This window comes from Streptomyces sp. L500 (assembly GCF_054551825.1).
In genome coordinates, this window is sequence record NZ_JBTOLC010000033.1 from 1 (window position 1) to 18125 (window position 18125).

At 73.6% G+C, this 18125-nt stretch carries 15 protein-coding genes and 1 riboswitch; of the genes, 9 read left to right on the forward strand and 6 right to left on the reverse strand.

The genetic code is table 11. From position 1 onward, the window contains the following. Positions 1-78 precede the first annotated feature (78 nt). The 3 genes from ACX9I7_RS24505 to metE form a co-directional block, all read right to left on the reverse strand. Positions 79-978, reverse strand: a complete 900-nt coding sequence (locus tag ACX9I7_RS24505) for an aminoglycoside phosphotransferase family protein (protein WP_459388511.1) — start codon at positions 976-978, stop codon at positions 79-81. Between the two features lie 68 nt (positions 979-1046). Continuing rightward, positions 1047-1832, reverse strand: coding sequence for an aminotransferase class IV (locus tag ACX9I7_RS24510; protein WP_459388512.1), 786 nt, complete (start codon positions 1830-1832; stop codon positions 1047-1049). A 73-nt stretch (positions 1833-1905) separates the two neighbouring features. Further along, a complete protein-coding gene (gene metE, locus ACX9I7_RS24515) occupies positions 1906-4242 on the reverse strand; it encodes a 5-methyltetrahydropteroyltriglutamate--homocysteine S-methyltransferase (protein ID WP_459388513.1) in 2337 nt (778 codons plus the stop codon). Positions 4243-4400: 158 nt separating this feature from the next. Beyond that, positions 4401-4545: riboswitch (cobalamin riboswitch) on the reverse strand. A 397-nt stretch (positions 4546-4942) separates the two neighbouring features. Between metE and ACX9I7_RS24520 the strand changes: the two genes are divergently transcribed. The 7 genes from ACX9I7_RS24520 (at position 4943) to ACX9I7_RS24550 (ending at position 11573) form a co-directional block, all read left to right on the forward strand. Then, complete coding sequence (locus tag ACX9I7_RS24520) at positions 4943-5167, forward strand: CbtB domain-containing protein (RefSeq protein WP_358213981.1); 225 nt, start codon at positions 4943-4945, stop codon at positions 5165-5167. A 19-nt stretch (positions 5168-5186) separates the two neighbouring features. Next, the gene (locus ACX9I7_RS24525; protein ID WP_459388514.1) at positions 5187-5945 is read left to right on the forward strand and encodes a CbtA family protein; all 759 of its coding nucleotides are present in this window, start codon (positions 5187-5189) and stop codon (positions 5943-5945) included. A gap of 217 nt (positions 5946-6162) precedes the next feature. After that, positions 6163-7662, forward strand: coding sequence for a CoA-acylating methylmalonate-semialdehyde dehydrogenase (locus tag ACX9I7_RS24530; protein WP_459388515.1), 1500 nt, complete (start codon positions 6163-6165; stop codon positions 7660-7662). 5 nt (positions 7663-7667) lie between these two features. Continuing rightward, positions 7668-8816 carry an acyl-CoA dehydrogenase family protein gene (locus ACX9I7_RS24535; protein ID WP_189450059.1) on the forward strand — a complete coding sequence of 383 codons (1149 nt, stop codon included), beginning with the start codon at positions 7668-7670 and terminating at the stop codon, positions 8814-8816. Further along, the gene (locus ACX9I7_RS24540; protein WP_459388516.1) at positions 8813-9871 is read left to right on the forward strand and encodes an enoyl-CoA hydratase/isomerase family protein; all 1059 of its coding nucleotides are present in this window, start codon (positions 8813-8815) and stop codon (positions 9869-9871) included. The genes ACX9I7_RS24535 and ACX9I7_RS24540 overlap by 4 nt, the downstream gene beginning before the upstream one ends. Next, the gene (mmsB, locus tag ACX9I7_RS24545; RefSeq protein WP_459388517.1) at positions 9871-10794 is read left to right on the forward strand and encodes a 3-hydroxyisobutyrate dehydrogenase; all 924 of its coding nucleotides are present in this window, start codon (positions 9871-9873) and stop codon (positions 10792-10794) included. The genes ACX9I7_RS24540 and mmsB overlap by 1 nt, the downstream gene beginning before the upstream one ends. Then, positions 10794-11573: an enoyl-CoA hydratase gene (locus tag ACX9I7_RS24550; protein WP_387569526.1), complete on the forward strand. Its 780-nt coding sequence runs from the start codon at positions 10794-10796 to the stop codon at positions 11571-11573. Before mmsB ends, ACX9I7_RS24550 begins: the two co-directional genes overlap by 1 nt. Before the next feature lie 49 nt (positions 11574-11622). Here the strand turns inward: ACX9I7_RS24550 and ACX9I7_RS24555 are convergent, their stop codons facing one another. Then, complete coding sequence (locus tag ACX9I7_RS24555) at positions 11623-12105, reverse strand: GNAT family N-acetyltransferase (RefSeq protein ID WP_459388518.1); 483 nt, start codon at positions 12103-12105, stop codon at positions 11623-11625. A 305-nt stretch (positions 12106-12410) separates the two neighbouring features. Here ACX9I7_RS24555 and ACX9I7_RS24560 point away from each other — a divergent pair, with 305 nt between their 5' ends. Continuing rightward, entirely contained in the window at positions 12411-13745 is a 1335-nt protein-coding gene (locus tag ACX9I7_RS24560; protein ID WP_459388538.1) for a wax ester/triacylglycerol synthase family O-acyltransferase, read from the forward strand. A gap of 72 nt (positions 13746-13817) precedes the next feature. Here the strand turns inward: ACX9I7_RS24560 and ACX9I7_RS24565 are convergent, their stop codons facing one another. Continuing rightward, positions 13818-14453, reverse strand: a complete 636-nt coding sequence (locus ACX9I7_RS24565; protein WP_387569522.1) for a hypothetical protein — start codon at positions 14451-14453, stop codon at positions 13818-13820. Between the two features lie 353 nt (positions 14454-14806). Here ACX9I7_RS24565 and ACX9I7_RS24570 point away from each other — a divergent pair, with 353 nt between their 5' ends. Beyond that, complete coding sequence (locus ACX9I7_RS24570) at positions 14807-16201, forward strand: cryptochrome/photolyase family protein (RefSeq protein ID WP_459388519.1); 1395 nt, start codon at positions 14807-14809, stop codon at positions 16199-16201. Positions 16202-16216: 15 nt separating this feature from the next. Here ACX9I7_RS24570 and ACX9I7_RS24575 read toward each other — a convergent pair whose 3' ends face one another. Continuing rightward, a complete protein-coding gene (locus tag ACX9I7_RS24575) occupies positions 16217-18022 on the reverse strand; it encodes a hydroxysqualene dehydroxylase (protein ID WP_459388520.1) in 1806 nt (601 codons plus the stop codon). Positions 18023-18125: the final 103 nt, after the last annotated feature.

An 18125-nucleotide genomic window follows, 5' to 3' on the forward strand; every position in this document is an offset into this window, starting at 1 on the left:
AGACCAGACAAAACCCCTGCTCAGCGGGGGTTTTTCTGTTTCCCCGGGCCGGCTCAGCGGCCGGCGTCGAGGCCGGCCTCAGCCCTCTCCCAGCACCGCGCGGATGACGTGCCGGGCGTAGTGCGCCATCGCCGGGTTCGTCTTCCGGTAGTAGGGCAGCGCGATCAGCGCCTGTGAGAGCGTCCGTCCCCGTCCGCGGATCCATGTCGCGTCGTCCACGCCCAGCGCCTCGCGGAAAACTTCCCTCGCATCGGCCGGCAGCAGATTCCACGCCGGGAACAGATCGCACGCCGGATCACCCACACCCAGGCACCCGAAGTCGATGACCGAGGCCAGCCTGCCACCGTCCACCAGCAGGTTGCCCGGCATGAGATCGGCGTGCAGCCACACCGGCGGGCCGTCCCAGTCCGGAGCGCGCAGCGCCTCCTCCCATACGGCGGTGGCGGCGTCGCAGTCGACGCCCTCCTGCGGGATCCCGCGCAGTTCCTCGATCGCCGCCCGGGTCGCCGCGTCGAGGGAGGCGACCGGTCCGCCGCGATGGGCCCGCGGCGCACCCGGCAGGGTGATGCTTCGCATCGCTGCCACGAATTCGGCCAGATCCTTGGCCAGCAGGACAGGTTCGCTCAGCACCCCCGCCTCGGGGCTCTCTCCCGCCAGCCACCGGTACACCGACCAAGCCCACGGGTACCCCTCGGCGGGCTGCCCCTCCCCGAGCACTTCAGGGATGGGTACGGGCAGGTGGGGCGCGAGCCGGGGCAGCCACGTCCGTTCCATCGCCACGTCGTCGGCCCCGCCTCGCACCAGTGGCAGCCGTACGACCATGTCATCGCCCAGCCGGTACATGGCGTTGACCGTGCCTCCGGACGGAAAACGCTCCACCGCCAGCCCCGCCCACTGCGGGAACTGCCCGGCGACCAGCCGCCGTACAAGGTCATCGTCAATGGGGTGCGTGCCGGGATGCATCTGCCCTGTGTTCATGGCATGTGATCCGACCGCCGGACACCGGCGAGCGTCAAACGCTTTTCCGGCAGGGCCACGTATCCCGCCTAAAGCCGCTCCCCCGGAATAGCCGCGTACACGTCGCGCAGTGCCGCGAGCACCGGATGGTCCTGGGGGAACCGCACGTCGTCGAGGGCGCTGACGGTGCGGACGCCGATGGAGGCGTTCGTGGCGAACGCGGCGGCCATGGCGGGGACGTCGGCGAGCCGTACCGGGGCGGTGATCTGTTCCGGGGTGTCGAGGCTCTGGAGCAGCAGCATCGTCGTGCCGGGGAGGACGGGGGCGTCCGGCCAGACGACCGTGCCCTGCCGGTCGACGAAGCCGAGGTTCCATGTGGCGCCCTCGGAGACGCGGCCGTCCGGTTCGGCGAAGACGGCGTCGTCGAAGCCGGCGAGCTGGGCGTCGCGGCGGAGCTTGAGCTGCGGGTGGAGTGCGACATGCTTCACCTCCGCGTTGTCGCGGGTGAAAGTGAAGGTCTTCGCTGTCAGCGGGGGCGGTGTCAGGGCGCCGGCGGGGCGCAGGTTCACCAGGATGTGGGGGTCCTTGGCGGCGCTGGGGCGGCTCAGGTCGAGGGCGGGGTCGAAGACGGTGACGCGGATGCCGGCGATTCCGGTGACGCCGTCGGCCGCCTTGCGGATGTAGTTCAGCGTCCCCTCGCGGTCCAGTTCGACGCCGAACACGATGCGGCAGTCCCGCACCAGGCGGTCCAGGTGGAGCGACAGGCCCCGGATCGTGCCGTCCTCCATCCGCATGGTCGTGAAGTGCCCGTAGTTCGTGAGGGCGAGGCTCTGGAGGTCGTCGAGGGTAACGGGCTTTCCGTTGAGTTCGGCCATGCGGGCAGTCTCTCAGCCATCGAGGAGACGGGTGCCCCCGGTAATGACGACCCAGGGGCACCCCTCCCGCGCCTTACGAGGAAGAGGACGAGGACGAGCCCGGGAGTTCCTCCCTTATCGTGCGCGCCGCCGTCACCAGGTGTTCCAGCGAGGCGCGGACCTCGGGCCAGGCGCGGGTCTTCAGGCCGCAGTCGGGGTTGACCCACAGCCGTTCGGCGGGGACGGCGGCCAGTGCGCGGCGCAGCAGGGCGGCCGCCTCGTCGGCGGCGGGGACGCGGGGCGAGTGGATGTCGTAGACGCCGGGGCCCACCTCCCGGGGGTAGCCGGCGCCGGCGAGTTCGTCCGCGACCCGCATGTGGGAGCGGGCCGCTTCCAGGCTGATGACGTCGGCGTCGAGGTCGTCGATGGCCTGGAGGATGTCGCCGAACTCCGCGTAGCACATGTGGGTGTGGATCTGGGTGTCCGGGCGGACGCCGCCGGTGGTCAGGCGGAATACCTCGGTGGCCCAGGCCAGGTAGCCGGGGCGGGCGGCGGCGCGCAGCGGGAGGGTCTCGCGGAGGGCGGGCTCGTCGACCTGGATGACGGCGGTGCCCGCCGCCTCCAGGTCGGCGACCTCGTCGCGCAGGGCGAGCGCGACCTGGCGGGCGGTCTCGGCGCGGGGCTGGTCGTCGCGGACGAAGGACCAGGCGAGCATGGTGACGGGACCGGTGAGCATGCCCTTGACGGGGCGTGCGGTGAGGGACTGGGCGTGGGTCGTCCAGCGCACGGTCATCGGCTCGGGGCGGGAGACGTCGCCGGCGAGGACCGGCGGGCGGACGTAGCGGGTGCCGTAGGACTGGACCCAGCCGTGGCGGGTGGCGAGGTAGCCGGTGAGGCGTTCGGCGAAGTAGGCGACCATGTCGTCGCGTTCGGGCTCGCCGTGGACGAGGACGTCCAGGCCGGCCTTCTCCTGGAAGGCGACGACCTCGCGGATCTCGGTCTCGACGCGCCGCTCGTAGGTGTCGGCGTCGATGCGTCCGGCGCGCAGATCGGCGCGGGCGGTGCGCAGTTCGGTGGTCTGGGGGAAGGAGCCGATGGTGGTCGTGGGCAGCGGGGGCAGGCCCAGGCGGGCGCGCTGGGCGACGGTCCGTTCGGGGTAGGGCAGGGATCGGCGGGCGTCGGCGGGTGTGACGGCGGCGGTGCGGGCGCGGACGGCCGGGTCGCGGGTGAGGGCGGAGCCTGCGCGGGAGGCCAGGTCGGCGCGGTTGACGGCGAGTTCGGCGGCGATGGCGGCGGTGCCGTGGCTGAGGCCGCGGGCGAGGGTGACGATCTCGGTGGTCTTCTGGCGGGCGAAGGCCAGCCAGCGGGCGATGCGCGGGTCGATGTCGCGTTCGGCGCCGGCGTCGAGGGGGACGTGGAGGAGGGAGCTGGAGGCGGCGACGTCCACTCGGTCGGCGAGGCCGAGGAGGGTGGCGAGGGTGGCCAGGGACGCCGTCAGGTCGTTGATCCAGACGTTGCGGCCGTCGACGACGCCCGCGACGAGCCGTTTGCCGGGCAGTCCGCCGGCGGCCGCGAGGTCGTCGAGGTTGGCGGCGGCGGGGCCGGTGAAGTCGAGGGCGAGGCCGTCGACGGGGGCCTTGGCCAGCACGGGCAGGGCCTCGCCGAGGCGGTCGAAGTAGGAGGCGACGAGCAGTTTCGGCCGGTTCGTCAGGGCTCCGAGGTCGCGGTAGGCGCGGGCGGCCGCGTTCAGTTCGGCCGGGGTGCGGTCCTGGACGAGGGCGGGCTCGTCCAGCTGGACCCACTCGGCCCCGGCGGCGCGCAGTGCGGCGAGCACCTCGGCGTAGACGGGCAGGATCCGGTCCAGGAGGGTGAGGGGGTCGAAGCCGGGCGGGGCGCCGGGGGCGGGCTTGGCGAGCAGGAGGTAGGTGACGGGGCCGACGAGGACGGGGCGGGCGGCGAGGCCGAGGGCCAGGGCCTCCCGGAACTCGCCGAGTTGTTTGGCGGGGTCGGCGGCGAAGACGGTGTCGGGGCCGAGTTCCGGGACGAGGTAGTGGTAGTTGGTGTCGAACCACTTGGTCATCTCCAGGGGCGCGACGTCCTGGGTGCCGCGTGCCATGGCGAAGTAGCCGTCGAGGGGGTCGGCGGCGAGGGCCGCGCGGTGGCGGGCGGGGATCGCGCCGACCATGACGCTGGTGTCGAGGACGTGGTCGTAGTACGAGAAGTCGCCGGTGGGGACCTCGTGGAGGCCGGCGGCGGCGAGATCGCGCCAGGTGGCGGCGCGGAGGGCGGCGGCGGTCCGGTGGAGGGCGTCGGCGGTGACGCGGCCCTTCCAGTACCCCTCGACGGCCTTCTTCAGTTCCCTGCTGGGTCCCTGGCGGGGGTAGCCGTACACGGTGGCCCGGGCTGCCGCGGCTGCGGACTTGCTGGTCACGGAACTCTCCTTCGCGAGCTCGTCTCCTGGATCCCGGGAGGGCCGCGAGGGGTCGCGTCGGTGCGGGCGAGCCGTCACGTGCTCGTCCGTGCGCGCCGACCCGCCCTCGGGGTCACCGGGATGTCCGCGCGCGACGCGTTCGCGCGCGGGCAGCGGGCAGGTCTTCGGACTCGCGGGCACGTCCGCCCGAGGGCGGACACCTAGTGGCCGTCGCTTCCCGGGCCCTGTCGGGCCCAGTGCGTGTGACGGCGGTCGTTCCCGCTCACCGCTGCGGGGCAGTCCCGGATTCCCACCGGGTTCCCTCTTGCGACGCGTCTGCCTGGCGGGCAGGGCGAACCGGCTGCGGCGGCCAGCGTAGGCGGTGAAGCCGCCCGCTGGACAGTGCTGTTCACATACCGGTCAGCCACGGGCGGCGGAGGAGCGGAACGGGCGCGGCCCCGGCGCACGCTCCAGAGCACGCGCGCCGGGTGGTACGCCGGTGCGCATCCTCCCGCCCCATGGCGCAATGTTGGCCGGAACGGTACGGTCGCGTGGACATGACGACGGGGTGGCGGAAGCCGGTGGGAATCCGGCACGGTCGCGCCACTGTGAATCCGGTCGGCGCTCGCGGCAGCGCGGCGACGCCCGGGGAGTCAGACCCGCCTCCCGCCGTCCAGGAACCCCTAGTTCTGGGACGCGTGTTTCCCCAGGAGGTTTGGTCATGGCCTATTCCGCCGCTCCCGTCTCCGGTTCTTCCGCCCGGCCGGAGGTCGCGCCGATATCCCTGAAGGCGATCGCCCCCTGGGCGGTGTTCTTCGGCGTGCTCATGCTCGTCCTGCTGTACTTCGTCGGCGCCGAGCAGGGCGCCACCTCGCTGCTCTCCGGCGCGAGCGTCCACGAGTGGCTCCACGACGGACGTCACCTGCTCGGCTTCCCGTGCCACTGACGGCCGGGGAGTCGCTCTCGTGAACACCGTCTCCGTACGGTCGCTCCTGGTGCGCGGCATGCTCGCCGGACTGGCGGCGGGGTGCCTGGCCCTCCTCGTCGCCTATCTCCTCGGTGAGCCGTCCGTGGACAGAGCCATCGGCTACGAGGAGGCCCACAGCCACGGCGACCACGACGTGGAGCTGGTCAGCCGCACCCTCCAGTCCACCGCCGGGCTGGCGACCGGCGTCCTGGTCTACGGTGTGGCGCTCGGCGGCATCGCCGCGCTGGCCTTCTGCGTCGCCCTGGGCCGGATCGGCCGGATCGGCCCGCGCGCCACGGCGGCCCTGCTCTCGCTGGGCGGGCTGCTGGTGGTCTACGTGGTGCCGTTCCTCAAGTACCCGGCCAATCCGCCGTCCGTCGGCGATCCGGACACCATCGGCAAGCGCACCGCGCTGTACTTCCTGATGATCGTGCTCAGCGTGCTGCTGGGCGTGGCCGCGATCTTCCTGGGCCGTGGGCTGGTCCCCCGGCTGGGCGGCTGGTGGGCGGGCGTCGTCGCGGTGGCGGCGTTCGTGCTGCTGGTGGGTGCGGCGTACGCCGTCCTGCCCGTGGTCGACGAGGTGCCCGCCGACTTCCCGGCCACCGTGCTGTGGCGGTTCCGCCTCGCGGCCCTGGCCGTCCAGGGCGTCCTGTGGGCGGCCTTCGGGCTGCTCTTCGGACACCTGGCCGAACGGCTGCTCGTCCCCCGGGCCGGGCACGACCGCGCGGCCCGGGGCGCGGCCGAACCCGTCTCCTGACCCGTTCCGCTTTCCGTCCCTCTCCCCCGTCCCCGGCGTGCGGGGCGGCCACCCGGCCGCCCCGCACGTTTTTTCGACTCTGGACTTAGTAGGACGTCCAACTATATGTTCGGGGGCAACCACGAGGACGGACAGGACGGACCGCGCCCCACAAGGGCGCGCGCCCGCGGCCCCGCCGTGCCTGTCCCCGGATCTCACCTGATGAGAGCAGGCTTCCATGGTCCGTGAACTGACCCATTTCATCGGCGGCAAGCACATCCCGGGAACATCGGGCGCCTTCGCCGATGTGTACGACCCCAACACCGGCGAGGTCCAGGCCCGGGTCCCGCTCGCCAGCCGCGCGGAGACCGAGGCGGCCATCGCCGACGCGGTCCGCGCCCAGCGCGAGTGGGGCGAGTGGAACCCCCAGCGCCGGGCCCGGGTCCTGCTGCGCTTCCTCCAGCTGGTCGAGGGCGAGAAGGACGCGCTGGCCCGGCTGCTGTCCGCCGAGCACGGCAAGACGATCGCCGACGCCCACGGCGACATCCAGCGCGGCCTGGAGGTCGTGGAGTTCGCCGCGGGCATTCCGCATCTCCTCAAGGGCGAGTTCACGGACAACGCCGGCACCGGCATCGACGTCCACTCCCTGCGCCGCCCGGTCGGCGTCGCCGCCGGGATCACCCCGTTCAACTTCCCGGCGATGATCCCGCTGTGGAAGGCCGCCCCCGCGATCGCCTGCGGCAACGCCTTCATCCTCAAGCCCTCCGAGCGCGACCCCTCCGTGCCGCTGCGGCTCGCCGAGCTGTTCCTGGAAGCGGGCCTTCCGGCGGGCGTCCTCAACGTCGTCAACGGCGACAAGGAGAGCGTGGACGTCCTGCTGGAGGACCCGCGCGTCGGCGCCGTCGGCTTCGTCGGCTCCACCCCGATCGCCGCGCACATCTACGCCACCGCCGCCGCCCACGGCAAGCGCGCCCAGTGCTTCGGCGGCGCCAAGAACCACATGATCGTGATGCCGGACGCCGACCTCGACCAGGCCGTCGACGCCCTCATCGGCGCCGGCTACGGCTCCGCGGGCGAGCGCTGCATGGCCATCTCGGTGGCCGTGCCCGTCGGCGAGGAGACGGCCAACGCGCTCGTCGCCAAGCTCAAGGAGCGCATCGGCACCCTCCGCATCGGCCGCTCGGACGACCCCGAGGCGGACTTCGGCCCGCTCGTCGGCCGTGACGCCCTCGACCGGGTGCGCGGCTATGTGGACCTGGGCGTCGAGGAGGGCGCGGAACTGGTCGTCGACGGCCGGGACTTCGTCCTGCCGGGCCACGAGAACGGCTTCTTCGCCGGTGCCACCCTCTTCGACCGGGTCACCCCGGACATGCGGATCTACCAGGAGGAGATCTTCGGGCCCGTGCTGTCGGTGGTCCGCGCCGCCGACTACGAGGAGGCGCTGCGGCTGCCCAGCGAGCACCCCTTCGGCAACGGCGTCGCCCTCTTCACCCGCGACGGGGACACCGCCCGCGACTTCACCCGCCGCGTCGACACCGGCATGATCGGCGTCAACGTCCCGATCCCCGTGCCCGTCGCCTACCACACCTTCGGCGGCTGGAAGCGGTCCGGCTTCGGCGACCTCAACCAGCACGGCCCCGACGCCATCCGCTTCTACACCCGCACCAAGACCGTCACCTCGCGCTGGCCCTCCGGGGTCAAGGAGGGCGCGAGCTTCACGATCCCGACGATGGGCTGACCGCCATGACGACCACCTTCCTCACCGAGGACCAGCGCGCCATAGCCGAGACCACCCTCGACTTCGCCCGTGAGCACCTCGCCCCGAACGCCGTCGACTGGGACCGCGACAAGCACTTCCCCGTCGACGTGCTCCGCAAGGGCGCCGACCTCGGCCTCGGCGGCATCTACGTCCGCGAGGAGTCCGGCGGCTCCGGCCTCACCCGCGCCGACGGCGTCCTCGTCTTCGAGAGCCTGGCCACGGGCTGCCCCTCCGTCGCCGGCTACTTCTCCATCCACAACATGGTCGCCTGGATGATCGACCACTACGGCGACGACGCCCAGCGCGCCCGCTACCTGCCGGGCCTGTGCGCGATGGACACCCTCGGCAGCTACTGCCTCACCGAGCCGGGCGCCGGCTCCGACGCCGCCGCCCTGACCACCCGCGCCGAGCGCGACGGCGACGAGTACGTCCTCGACGGCGTCAAGCAGTTCATCTCCGGCGCGGGCTCGACCGACGTCTACATCGTCATGGCCCGCACCGGCGGCCCCGGCGCGCGCGGCGTCTCCGCCTTCCTCGTCCACCGCGACGACCCCGGCCTGTCCTTCGGGCCCAACGAGAAGAAGATGGGCTGGAACGCCCAGCCCACCCGCCAGGTGATCCTCGACGGCGTCCGGATCCCCGCGGACCGGCTGCTCGGCGGCGAGGGCGAGGGCTTCCGCATCGCCATGGGCGGCCTCAACGGCGGCCGGCTCGGCATCGCCGCCTGCTCCCTCGGCGGCGCCCAGAGCGCCCTCGACCGCACCCTCGCCTACCTCGCCGACCGGGAGGCCTTCGGCGAGCCCCTCATCGACTCGCCGGCCCTGCGCTTCCGCCTCGCCGACATGGCCACCGAGCTGACCGCCGCCCGCGCCCTGGTCCGGCAGGCCGCCGAGGCCCTGGACCGCGGCGACGCCCAGGCGCCCCAGCTGTGCGCCATGGCGAAACGATTCGCGACCGACACCGGCTACACGGTCGCCGACCAGGCGCTGCAGCTCCACGGCGGCTACGGCTACCTCAACGAGTACGGCGTCGAGAAGATCGTCCGCGATCTGCGGGTCCACCGGATCCTGGAGGGGACGAACGAGATCATGCGCCTCATCGTGGCCCGTGGCCTGACAGGGGCCGGCCGGTGACCGACGCCACCGAGGAAGCGGTCCTGTTCCGCGTCGAGGGCCGGGCCGCCCATATCGTCCTCAACCGGCCCAGGGCCCTCAACGCCCTCACCCACGCCATGGTCTCCCGTATCGACGAGGCCCTCACCGCCTGGGAGCACGACCCGGCCGTCGGGACCGTCGTGATCACCGGCGCGGGCGAGCGCGGGCTGTGCGCGGGCGGCGACATCCGCTCCATCCACGAGGACGCCCGCTCCGGCGGCACGGCCTCGGCGGACTTCTGGCGCGACGAGTACCGGCTCAACGCCCGGATCGCCCGCTACCCCAAGCCGTACGTGGCCGTCATGGACGGCATCGTCATGGGCGGCGGCGTCGGCATCGCCGCCCACGGCGGCGTACGGATCGTCACCGAGCGCTCGCGGGTGGCCATGCCCGAGACCGGCATCGGCTTCGTCCCCGACGTCGGCGGCACCTACCTGCTGGCGAAGGCGCCCGGCGAACTCGGCACCCACCTCGCCCTGACCGGTGAGGCGGTGGGCGCCGCCGACGCCCTGCTGTGCGGGCTCGCCGACCACTTCGTCCCCTCGGACCGGCTGCCCGCGCTCCTCGCGGAGCTCGCCGACGCCCCGGCTCACGAGGTCGTCGCCCGGCACGCCGCCGAGGCGCCCGGGGGCGAACTGGCCGGTCACCGCGAGTGGATCGACGCCTGTTACGCCGCCGGCACCGTCGAGGAGATCGTCGAGCGCCTCCAGGGCCACGGCACCCCGGCCGCCAAGCAGGCCGCCGAGACGATCCTCGCCAAGTCCCCGACCGCGCTGAAGGTCACCCTCGCCGGGCTGCGCGCCGCCGGTGCGCTCGGCTCGCTGGAGCGGGTGCTGGAGCAGGAGTACCGCGTCTCGTGCGCGGCCCTGACCTCGCCGGACCTGGTCGAGGGCATCCGCGCCCAGGTGATCGACAAGGACCGGAACCCGCGCTGGTCGCCCGCCACGCTCGCCGAGGTGGGCGAGGCGGACGTCGCCCGGTTCTTCGCACCGCTGGGCGAGCGGGAACTCGCCCTTACCCAGGAGGTGTCGTGATGAGCAGCAGCACTCCCCTGACCGTCGGCTTCGTCGGCCTGGGCCACATGGGCGGCCCGATGGCCGCCAACCTCGTCAAGGCCGGGCACCGGGTGCGCGGCTACGACCTGGTGGCCGAGTCCCTGGAGGCGGCCGCGGCCGCCGGTGTCGAGCCAGCGGCCTCGGCGGCGGACGCCGCGGCCGGCGCGGACGTGGTCGTCACCATGCTGCCCGCCGGGCGGCACGTCCTCGCCCTCTACCGGGACGAGGGCCTCCTCGCCGCGGCCGCGCCCGGCACGCTGTTCGTCGACTGCTCCACCATCGACGTCGCCGACGCCCGCGCCGCCCACGAGGCCGCGGTCGAGGCCGGCCACCAGGCCCTGGACGCGCCCGTCTCCGGCGGCGTGGCCGGTGCCGAGGCCGGCACGCTGACCTTCATGGTCGGCGGTGGCGAGGCCGAGTTCGCGCGGGCCGAGCCGCTGCTCGCCGTCATGGGCGGGAAGACCGTGCACTGCGGCGGCCCGGGTGCCGGGCAGGCGGCGAAGATCTGCAACAACATGATCCTGGGCATCTCGATGATCGCGGTCAGCGAGGCCTTCGTCCTCGGCGAGAGCCTCGGCCTGTCCCACCAGGCCCTGTTCGACGTGGCCTCCACGGCGTCCGGCCAGTGCTGGTCGCTGACCAGCAACTGCCCGGTCCCCGGCCCGGTCCCGGCCAGCCCGGCCAACCGCGACTACCGGCCCGGCTTCGCGGCCCCCCTGATGGCCAAGGACCTCGGCCTCGCCGCCGACGCGCTCCGCGCGAGCGGGATCGACTCCGCCTTCGGGATCGAGGCGGCGAAGCGGTACGCGGAGTACGCGGCGGGCGCCGGGGCGGCGGAGGACTTCTCCGGGATCATCCGGACGATCCGGCAGCGCGACGAACGAAACGAGACGGCTTCCTGATGACGACCACGTACGAGACCATCCTCGTCGAGCGCAAGGGCCGCGTCGCCCTTGTCACCCTCAACCGCCCCAAGGCCCTCAACGCCCTCAATCTCCAGGTCATGAACGAGGTCGTCGAGGCCACGGAGGCCCTCGACCGGGACCCGGATGTCGGCTGTATCGTCCTCACCGGCTCGGCGAAGGCGTTCGCCGCCGGTGCCGACATCAAGGAGATGCAGCCGCAGGGGTACATGGACATGTACCTCAACGACTGGTTCACCGCCTGGGACCGGCTCGGCGCCCTCCGCACCCCGACCCTCGCGGCCGTCTCCGGCTACGCGCTGGGCGGCGGCTGCGAACTCGCCATGCTCTGCGACATCCTGCTCGCCGCCGACACCGCCGTCTTCGGGCAGCCGGAGATCAAGCTCGGCGTCATCCCCGGCATCGGCGGCTCGCAGCGGCTGACCCGGGCCGTCGGCAAGGCCAAGGCGATGGAGCTGTGCCTGACCGGGCGCACCATGGACGCGGCCGAGGCGGAGCGGGCGGGCCTGGTCTCCCGGATCGTCCCGGCGGACGAGCTTCTCGCGGAGGCGCTGTCCGTCGCCGAGACAGTGGCCGGGATGTCCGCGCCAGTCGCCATGATGGCGAAGGAGGCGGTGAACCGGGCGTTCGAGACGACGCTGGCGGAGGGCGTGCGGTTCGAACGGCGCGTCTTCCACGCGGTGTTCGCCGTCGCGGACCAGAAGGAGGGGATGGCGGCGTTCGTGGAGAAGCGGAAGCCGGATTTCCGTCACCGCTGACGTTCCGGGCGCGCCCCGCCGCGGGGTGCGCCCCGTCAGGGGCGCGCGCCTAGAGCGCGAGCTTGAAACCGTCGTGGCTGCGCACGAAGCCCAGCGCAGCGTAGAAGCGGTGCGCGTCCTCGCGCCGCTTGTTGCTGGTGAGCTGCACCAGCGCGCAGCCACGCGCGCGTGCCCTTTCGACCGCGCGCGCCATCAGCGTCCGGCCGAGCCCGCCGCCGCGCCGGTCGGCGCGGACGCGGACCGCCTCGATGAGCGCCCGCTCGGCGCCGCCCTTGCCGAGCCCGGGGATGTACGTCGCCTGCAGGCACCCCACCACCGTGCCGGCCTCCTCCACCAGGACCAACAGCTCGTTGCGCGGGTCCTCGTCGATCGCCGCGAACGCCCGCTCGTACTCCTCCGTCACCACGACCGTCGACGGATCCACGACGTTCTCCTCATCCGCGAGCAGGGCGAGCACGGCCGGCAGGTCGGCTCGGATGGCGGGGCGCAGGGCGAGAGCGGGGACGGGAGCGGCATCCGGAGCGGCTGGCATGGCCCGACCATAACCGACACCCACCAGGGGTCTCGATCCGGACAAGTCGCGTGCGGGGCCGACGCAATGGTCGGGCGGGGTTACCCGGGGAACCCGGGGCAGTCCGAGGGGGTGGGGAGGGGCCGAAACCCGCAGGCCCTCCCGCGCCACTAACGGAGCGTATCCGGTCCACACTTGACCGTAGTTGGCCGACGGCGATTGACTTCTGTCCGCTTACGTACAACAGCGCAGCGCCGTCCCCCGGCTCACCCCGACGCGCGAGCACGTCCATGCCCCGTGACCTCGGAGACCCCGTGACCCCTGAAGTGACCCCCGAACCGCTCACGCCGCTCGACCTCGCCTTCTGGAACATCGAGTCCGCCGGTCATCCCCTGCACATGGGCGGGCTCGTCGTCTTCGACGCCGACACCCCGGACGCCGCCCGCCGGGCCGCCGGGCTGCTCGTCGAACGCGCCGCCCGGGTACCGGGGCTGAACACCCGCATCCGTTCCGTCCTGCTCCCCGTCGGCGCCGCCGCACGCCATGCCGCCCCCGGCTACGACCCGTCGGACCACGTTCATCTCACCGCGCCGGTGCGGGACTTCTTCGCGGCCGCCGGGGCGCTGATGCAGCGGCCCCTGGACCGGGAGCGACCGCCGTGGGCGGCGCATGTGCTGCCCGGTACGGACGGCACGTCCTTCGCCGTGCTGTTCACGTTCCACCACGCCCACGCGGACGGCATGCGCGCGGCGTCGTACGCCCTGTCGCTCCTGGATCCGGCCGTCGCCGACGGGGCGCCCGTTCCGGCCGTCGTGCCGCAGAAGCCGAAGAAGGGGGCCGGGCCGCGTCTGCCCAGGCCGCGCGAGCTGCCCGGTCTCGTGCGCGGTGCCGTCACCGATGCCGGGCGCGCCCTGTCCATCGGTTCCGCCATGGCCCGTGCCGCGCTGGACGTGCGCTCCTCACCCGCTCTCGTCTCCCGCGCCACCGGCGCTCGCCGCGCCGACGGCGCGATCGTCGATCTGCGTGATGTGAACCGCGTCCGCGAGGCCACGGGCGGCACCGTCAACGACGTCCTCCTCGCCGTGGTCGCGGGCGGCATGCGGCGCTGGCTCGACAAGCGCGGCGACGGCAGCGACGGCGTACGTCCCCGCGCCCTCGTCCCCGTCTCGCTGCGCGACCCGGGCGACCCGAGCGCCTCGGGCAACCGGCTCTCCGGCTATCTGGTCCGGCTCCCCGTCGCCGAGGCCGAGCCGCTCGCCCGCCTGGGCGCGGTACGCCGGGCCATGGAGAGCAACAAACAGGCGGGACCCGCCAGCGGGCCGGGCGCCGCCGCGCTGCTCGCCGAGGTCATCCCGCCCCTCGGCCACCGCTTCGGCGGCGGCCTGATCGCCCGCTCGGGCCGCCTCTTCTACGACCTGCTGGTCTCCAGCGTCCCGTTGCGCAGCGCCCACGGCCTCACGCTCGCGCGCAGCCGCGTCCGCGAGGCCTACCCGCTCGCCCCTCTCGCGCCCGGACAGTCCCTCGCCGTGGGCATCACCACCTACGAGGACCGTGTCTGCTACGGCCTGATCGCCGACGCCGTCGCCGTGCCCGACCTGGACCTGCTCGCCCGGTCGATCACGGAAGAGGCCGCGGAGCTGGTCACCGTCTGCGGCGGCTGAACCGCACGGGGAAAGGCCGCTGCCCCCGTCGAGGAGACGGGGGCAGCGGCCTTTATCGGGGAGAAACGCCTGTCAGTGGTGGCTGGTGGTGTTCATGAAGCCGATGACCACCGCGCCCCACCAGCAGATCTGGGAGATCATCGCCGTGGCCCCGCCCCACGCCAGCAGGCGCGGCGACGGCTCGCCGGCCGGCTGCCGGGCCATGTGCTTGTTGAGCAGGCCCGCCTGGAGACCGTTGAGGCTCAGGACGAGGACGAACGCCAGCTTGATCGCGGTGGGCGTTGCCGAGGGGTTGGGGTGGAGGAAGACACCGCTCCCGACGAGGCCGGCGAGGCCGGCCCAGATGGGCAGGTGGAGCTTGCTCGCGCTGCCGAGGGCCTCGCGCAGGGTGGTGCGGCCGGTGATCCACAGCAGGCCGTAGTAGTCGGCGACGAGCACGGCGCCGAAGCCGAGGACGAGGCTGGCGAGGTGCACGAAGAGCGCGACCGTGTGCAGGGACGCGTCCGCCTGGAGGTGGATCGAGACCCACACGCTGGCGGCCCAGCCCGCGCACAGGGCGACAGCGGCACCGGCGAGCGTCCACCAGGTGTCGTAGAGGCCCAGCGGACGGGCGTGACGGGCGCCGCCGGTGCGGGGTGCCGCCATCGCGACGGGCGGGCGGGACGGTCGGATGACGGACAGAGGCGGCTGTGACGACAGAGCGGACACGTGAATCTCCCAACGCGGACCCTTGGCGAAAGGCAGGAATCACCCGTCGCCGATCCTGGGCCGTACTGTGACCGGCCCGAGGCCGGTACCGAATGAGTCGCGTCCTCGACTGTGAGGACCGACACCAGTGCCAGAGGTCTCCCGGCCAGGTCTTCGGCCTCGGCGCGACCGGTCGATCCGGCACGGCGCTCCACGCGGCCGGTCGATCCGGCACGGCGTGTCCACACCAGAACATCCCTTCGAGGAAATCGCAAGCCCGGACGTCACAGTCAATCCCGTCGTTTCCGTCCCTCCTGCCCTAGCCTGGGCCCGCAGGACACGGCCTGGGCCACCGGAACGAGGCGGGTGGGGGCATGCGCGTCACTGTCGTCCTTTTCACAGCCGATCTGCGGTTGCGCGACAACCCCGTACTGGGTGCGGCGCTGCGCGCGGCCGAGCACGTGGTGCCCCTGTTCGTGATCGACTCCGGGATCGCCCGTGCGGGCTTCGTCACACCGGCGCGCGCGGCCTTCCTCGCGGACTGCCTCGCCGATCTCGACGAGGGGCTGCGGGCGCGGGGCGGCCGGCTGGTCGTCCGGGCCGGGGACGTGGTGCGCGAGACGTGCCGTGTCGCCGCCGAGACCGGTGCGACGGAGGTGCACCTCGCGAGCGGGGCGAGCGGCTACGCCCAGCGGCGGGAGGAGCGGCTGCGCTCGGCGCTGGCGGCGGACGGCCGGGCGCTGCGGGTGCACGACGCGGTGACGACGGCCGTGGCGCCGGGGGTGCTCGTGCCCTCATCGGGCGACTCGGGCAAGGACCACTACGCGGTGTTCACCCCGTACCACCGCCGCTGGTCGGCCGAGCGGCTGCGGCCCGTCTCCCCCGCGCCCCGGCGCGTCGAGCTGCCCCGGGTGCGCTCGCTCCCGCTCCCCGGGCCCGGGGACCTGGCCCGGGGTCCCGCCCCGGCGGGGCTGCCGAGGGGCGGCGAGAGCGAGGGCCGTCGCAGACTCACGGCCTGGCTGCGCTCGGGCCTCTCGGGCTACGCGACGGCGCACGACGATCTGGCGGCGGACGCCACGTCCCGGCTCTCCCCTTATCTGCGCTTCGGCTGTCTGTCACCGGTCGAAGTGATCTCCAGGGCCCGCCAGGCAGCCCAGGCGGGCGAGCGGCACACGGGCGCGGAGGCGTTCGTCCGGCAGCTGGCGTGGCGCGACTTCCACCACCAGGTCCTGGCCGCCGTCCCCGAGGCGGCGCACCGCGACTACCGCACCCGGCACGACCGCTGGCGCGCGGACCCCGACGAACTCGCCGCGTGGCGGGCGGGCATGACGGGCTACCCGGTCGTGGACGCGGCCATGCGCCAGCTCGCCCACGAGGGGTGGATGCACAATCGCGCCCGGATGCTGGTGGCCTCCTTCCTCACCAAGACGCTGTACCACGACTGGCGCGAGGGCGCCGGGCACTTCGAGGGCCTCCTCGTCGACGCGGACGTGGCGGACAACCGGCTGAACTGGCAGTGGGTGGCGGGCACGGGCAACGACACCCGCCCCCACCGTGTCCTCAACCCCCTCGTGCAGGCCAGGCGCTTCGATCCCCGGGGCGAGTACGTGCGCCGCTGGGTCCCGGAGCTGGCCGCGCTGCCGGGGGCCGCCGTCCACACCCCGTGGCGGCTCGACGGCCCCGCGCGGGCGGCGCTGCGCTACCCCGCCCCGGTCGTCGATCTCACCGAGGGCCTGGCCCGCTTCCGGCGGGCCAGGGGGCTGGACTGACCGGCGCCGGGCGCGTCAGCGCACGTCGAAGACGTTCGGCCGGCCCGCGCGGTAGCGGGCCTCGTCCTGGCGCTGGAAGGGCTCCAGCTCGGGCGGCCGGTACAGGGTCCACACGCGGCAGCGCGGGGCCGGGGAGCCGTCCGCGTCGAGCAGGGCGTTGACCGCGCGGCGGGCGGACTCGTTGGCGCCCTCCATGGTCGCGAGGTCCATGTCGGTGGCGACGTAGTCGCCGGCGAGGAAGAAGTTGGGTACGGCGGTGCGGCTCGGGGGACGGTCGTACCAGGTGCCCGTGGGGTGGACGAGGAGCTGTTCGCGGTTGACCGGGGACGGGCCGCCCAGCCCCGTGACCGCCGGGTCCATGAACCAGGAGTGGACGTCGTCGTCGGACAGCACGCGCCGCCCCGTGTCGTTCAGCCCGGCCTTCAGCTGGGCCCACACCTCGCGGATCACCTCCTGCTTGGTGCAGGCGATCGCGGGTTTGCCGTAGAGGATGCCGGGCGCGTCCCATTGCGAGACGCACACGGACAGGCAGTCGGCCACCTGGCCGTCGCCGTAGTCCGCGCGGAAGTCACGGCCGGGCCAGAACTGCGCCTGGCTGATGGTGGTGAGCGCCCACGGGGAGTCCACGTGGTCGACGTGCCCGTGCACGATGGGGGTGCGGGTGCGGAGGTAGAACTGCACGCCGACCATCCAGTCGGTCTTCAGCCGGTCGCAGCGGGCCAGCCGGGGGTCGGCGGCCCGCAGGGCGCCGCCCCAGGTGGCGCGGGCGTGCTCGACGGGCATCGCGCTGACGTAGTGGTCGGCGCTCACGGCCCGGGGTACGCCGATCCCCCGGGCACGCAGCCGGACGTGGCTGACGCGGCCGTCGCGGTACACCACCTCCTCGACCTCGGCGCCGAGTGCGAACCGGACGCCGAGGCGGCGCAGGTGGGCGGCCCAGGGGGTGATCCACGCCTCGTTGGTCGGGGCGTTGAGCACCCGGTCCGGCTCCCCGTCGTTCCCCCGGCCGAGCCCGTTGTAGAGGAAGGCCTGGAAGACCCGGGCGACGGTGCGGGTGCTGGCGGTCTCGGCCTTGGTGGCGATGACGTTCCGGGTGACGCCGGTGCCGAGGAGCCGCTGGTAGTCCTGGGACATGCGGGCCGCGTCGATGAAGTCCCACCAGGGCACCCGCTCCCACTGTCCGTAGCGGCGCAGGTCGCAGCTGGTGAGGTGGACGAGCACGCGGTGGGTGAAGTGGAGGAGCTCGTCGGCCGGCAGGCGCAGGGCCGTGTCCAGGGCGCCCGCGAGGGTGGCGGGCAGGGCGTCGGGGAGCAGTGCGGCGAGGCCGGGCGGGGCGAGGGGGGAGTGGAAGGGGATGCGGAGGCCGGGGCGGCCGCCGGTGCGGGCGAAGAGTTCCTCGGTGGCGTTCACCAGGTTGTCGTGGACGCTGTGCCGGCCGTCCGGCAGCGGAATTCTGCGCAGGGTGTCGGGGAGGTTGCGGTAGAAGCCGGGGAAGAAGCGGAAGCCGTGTTCTCCCGGGAGCGGGCGCCGGCCGTCCCGGGCCGAGCCGGGGACGTCCATGCTGCGGGCCTTGCCGCCGAGCGCGGCATCGCGTTCGTACACGGTGACGCGGTAGCCGCGTTCGGCGAGCTCCTGCGCGGCGCTGAGCCCGGCGACGCCGCCGCCGAGCACCGCGACGTCGCGGCCCGTTCCGCCGTGGCGGGCGACGGCCCCGGCCCGCCCGGCGGACGCCAGGGCGGCCGCGCCGCCGGCGCCGCCCGCCGTCGCCAGGAATTCCCGCCGAGTGCGCTCGTCACGCCCGTTCCCCTGCCGTCTCCCCATGACCGGGCCAACGACCGGACGGCGACCGGGGCACCGGGCGGGCAGGGGGCGCGCTCCCCCGCGCGAAGGAGCGAACAGGGATGCGCGGGATCAGACGGACAAA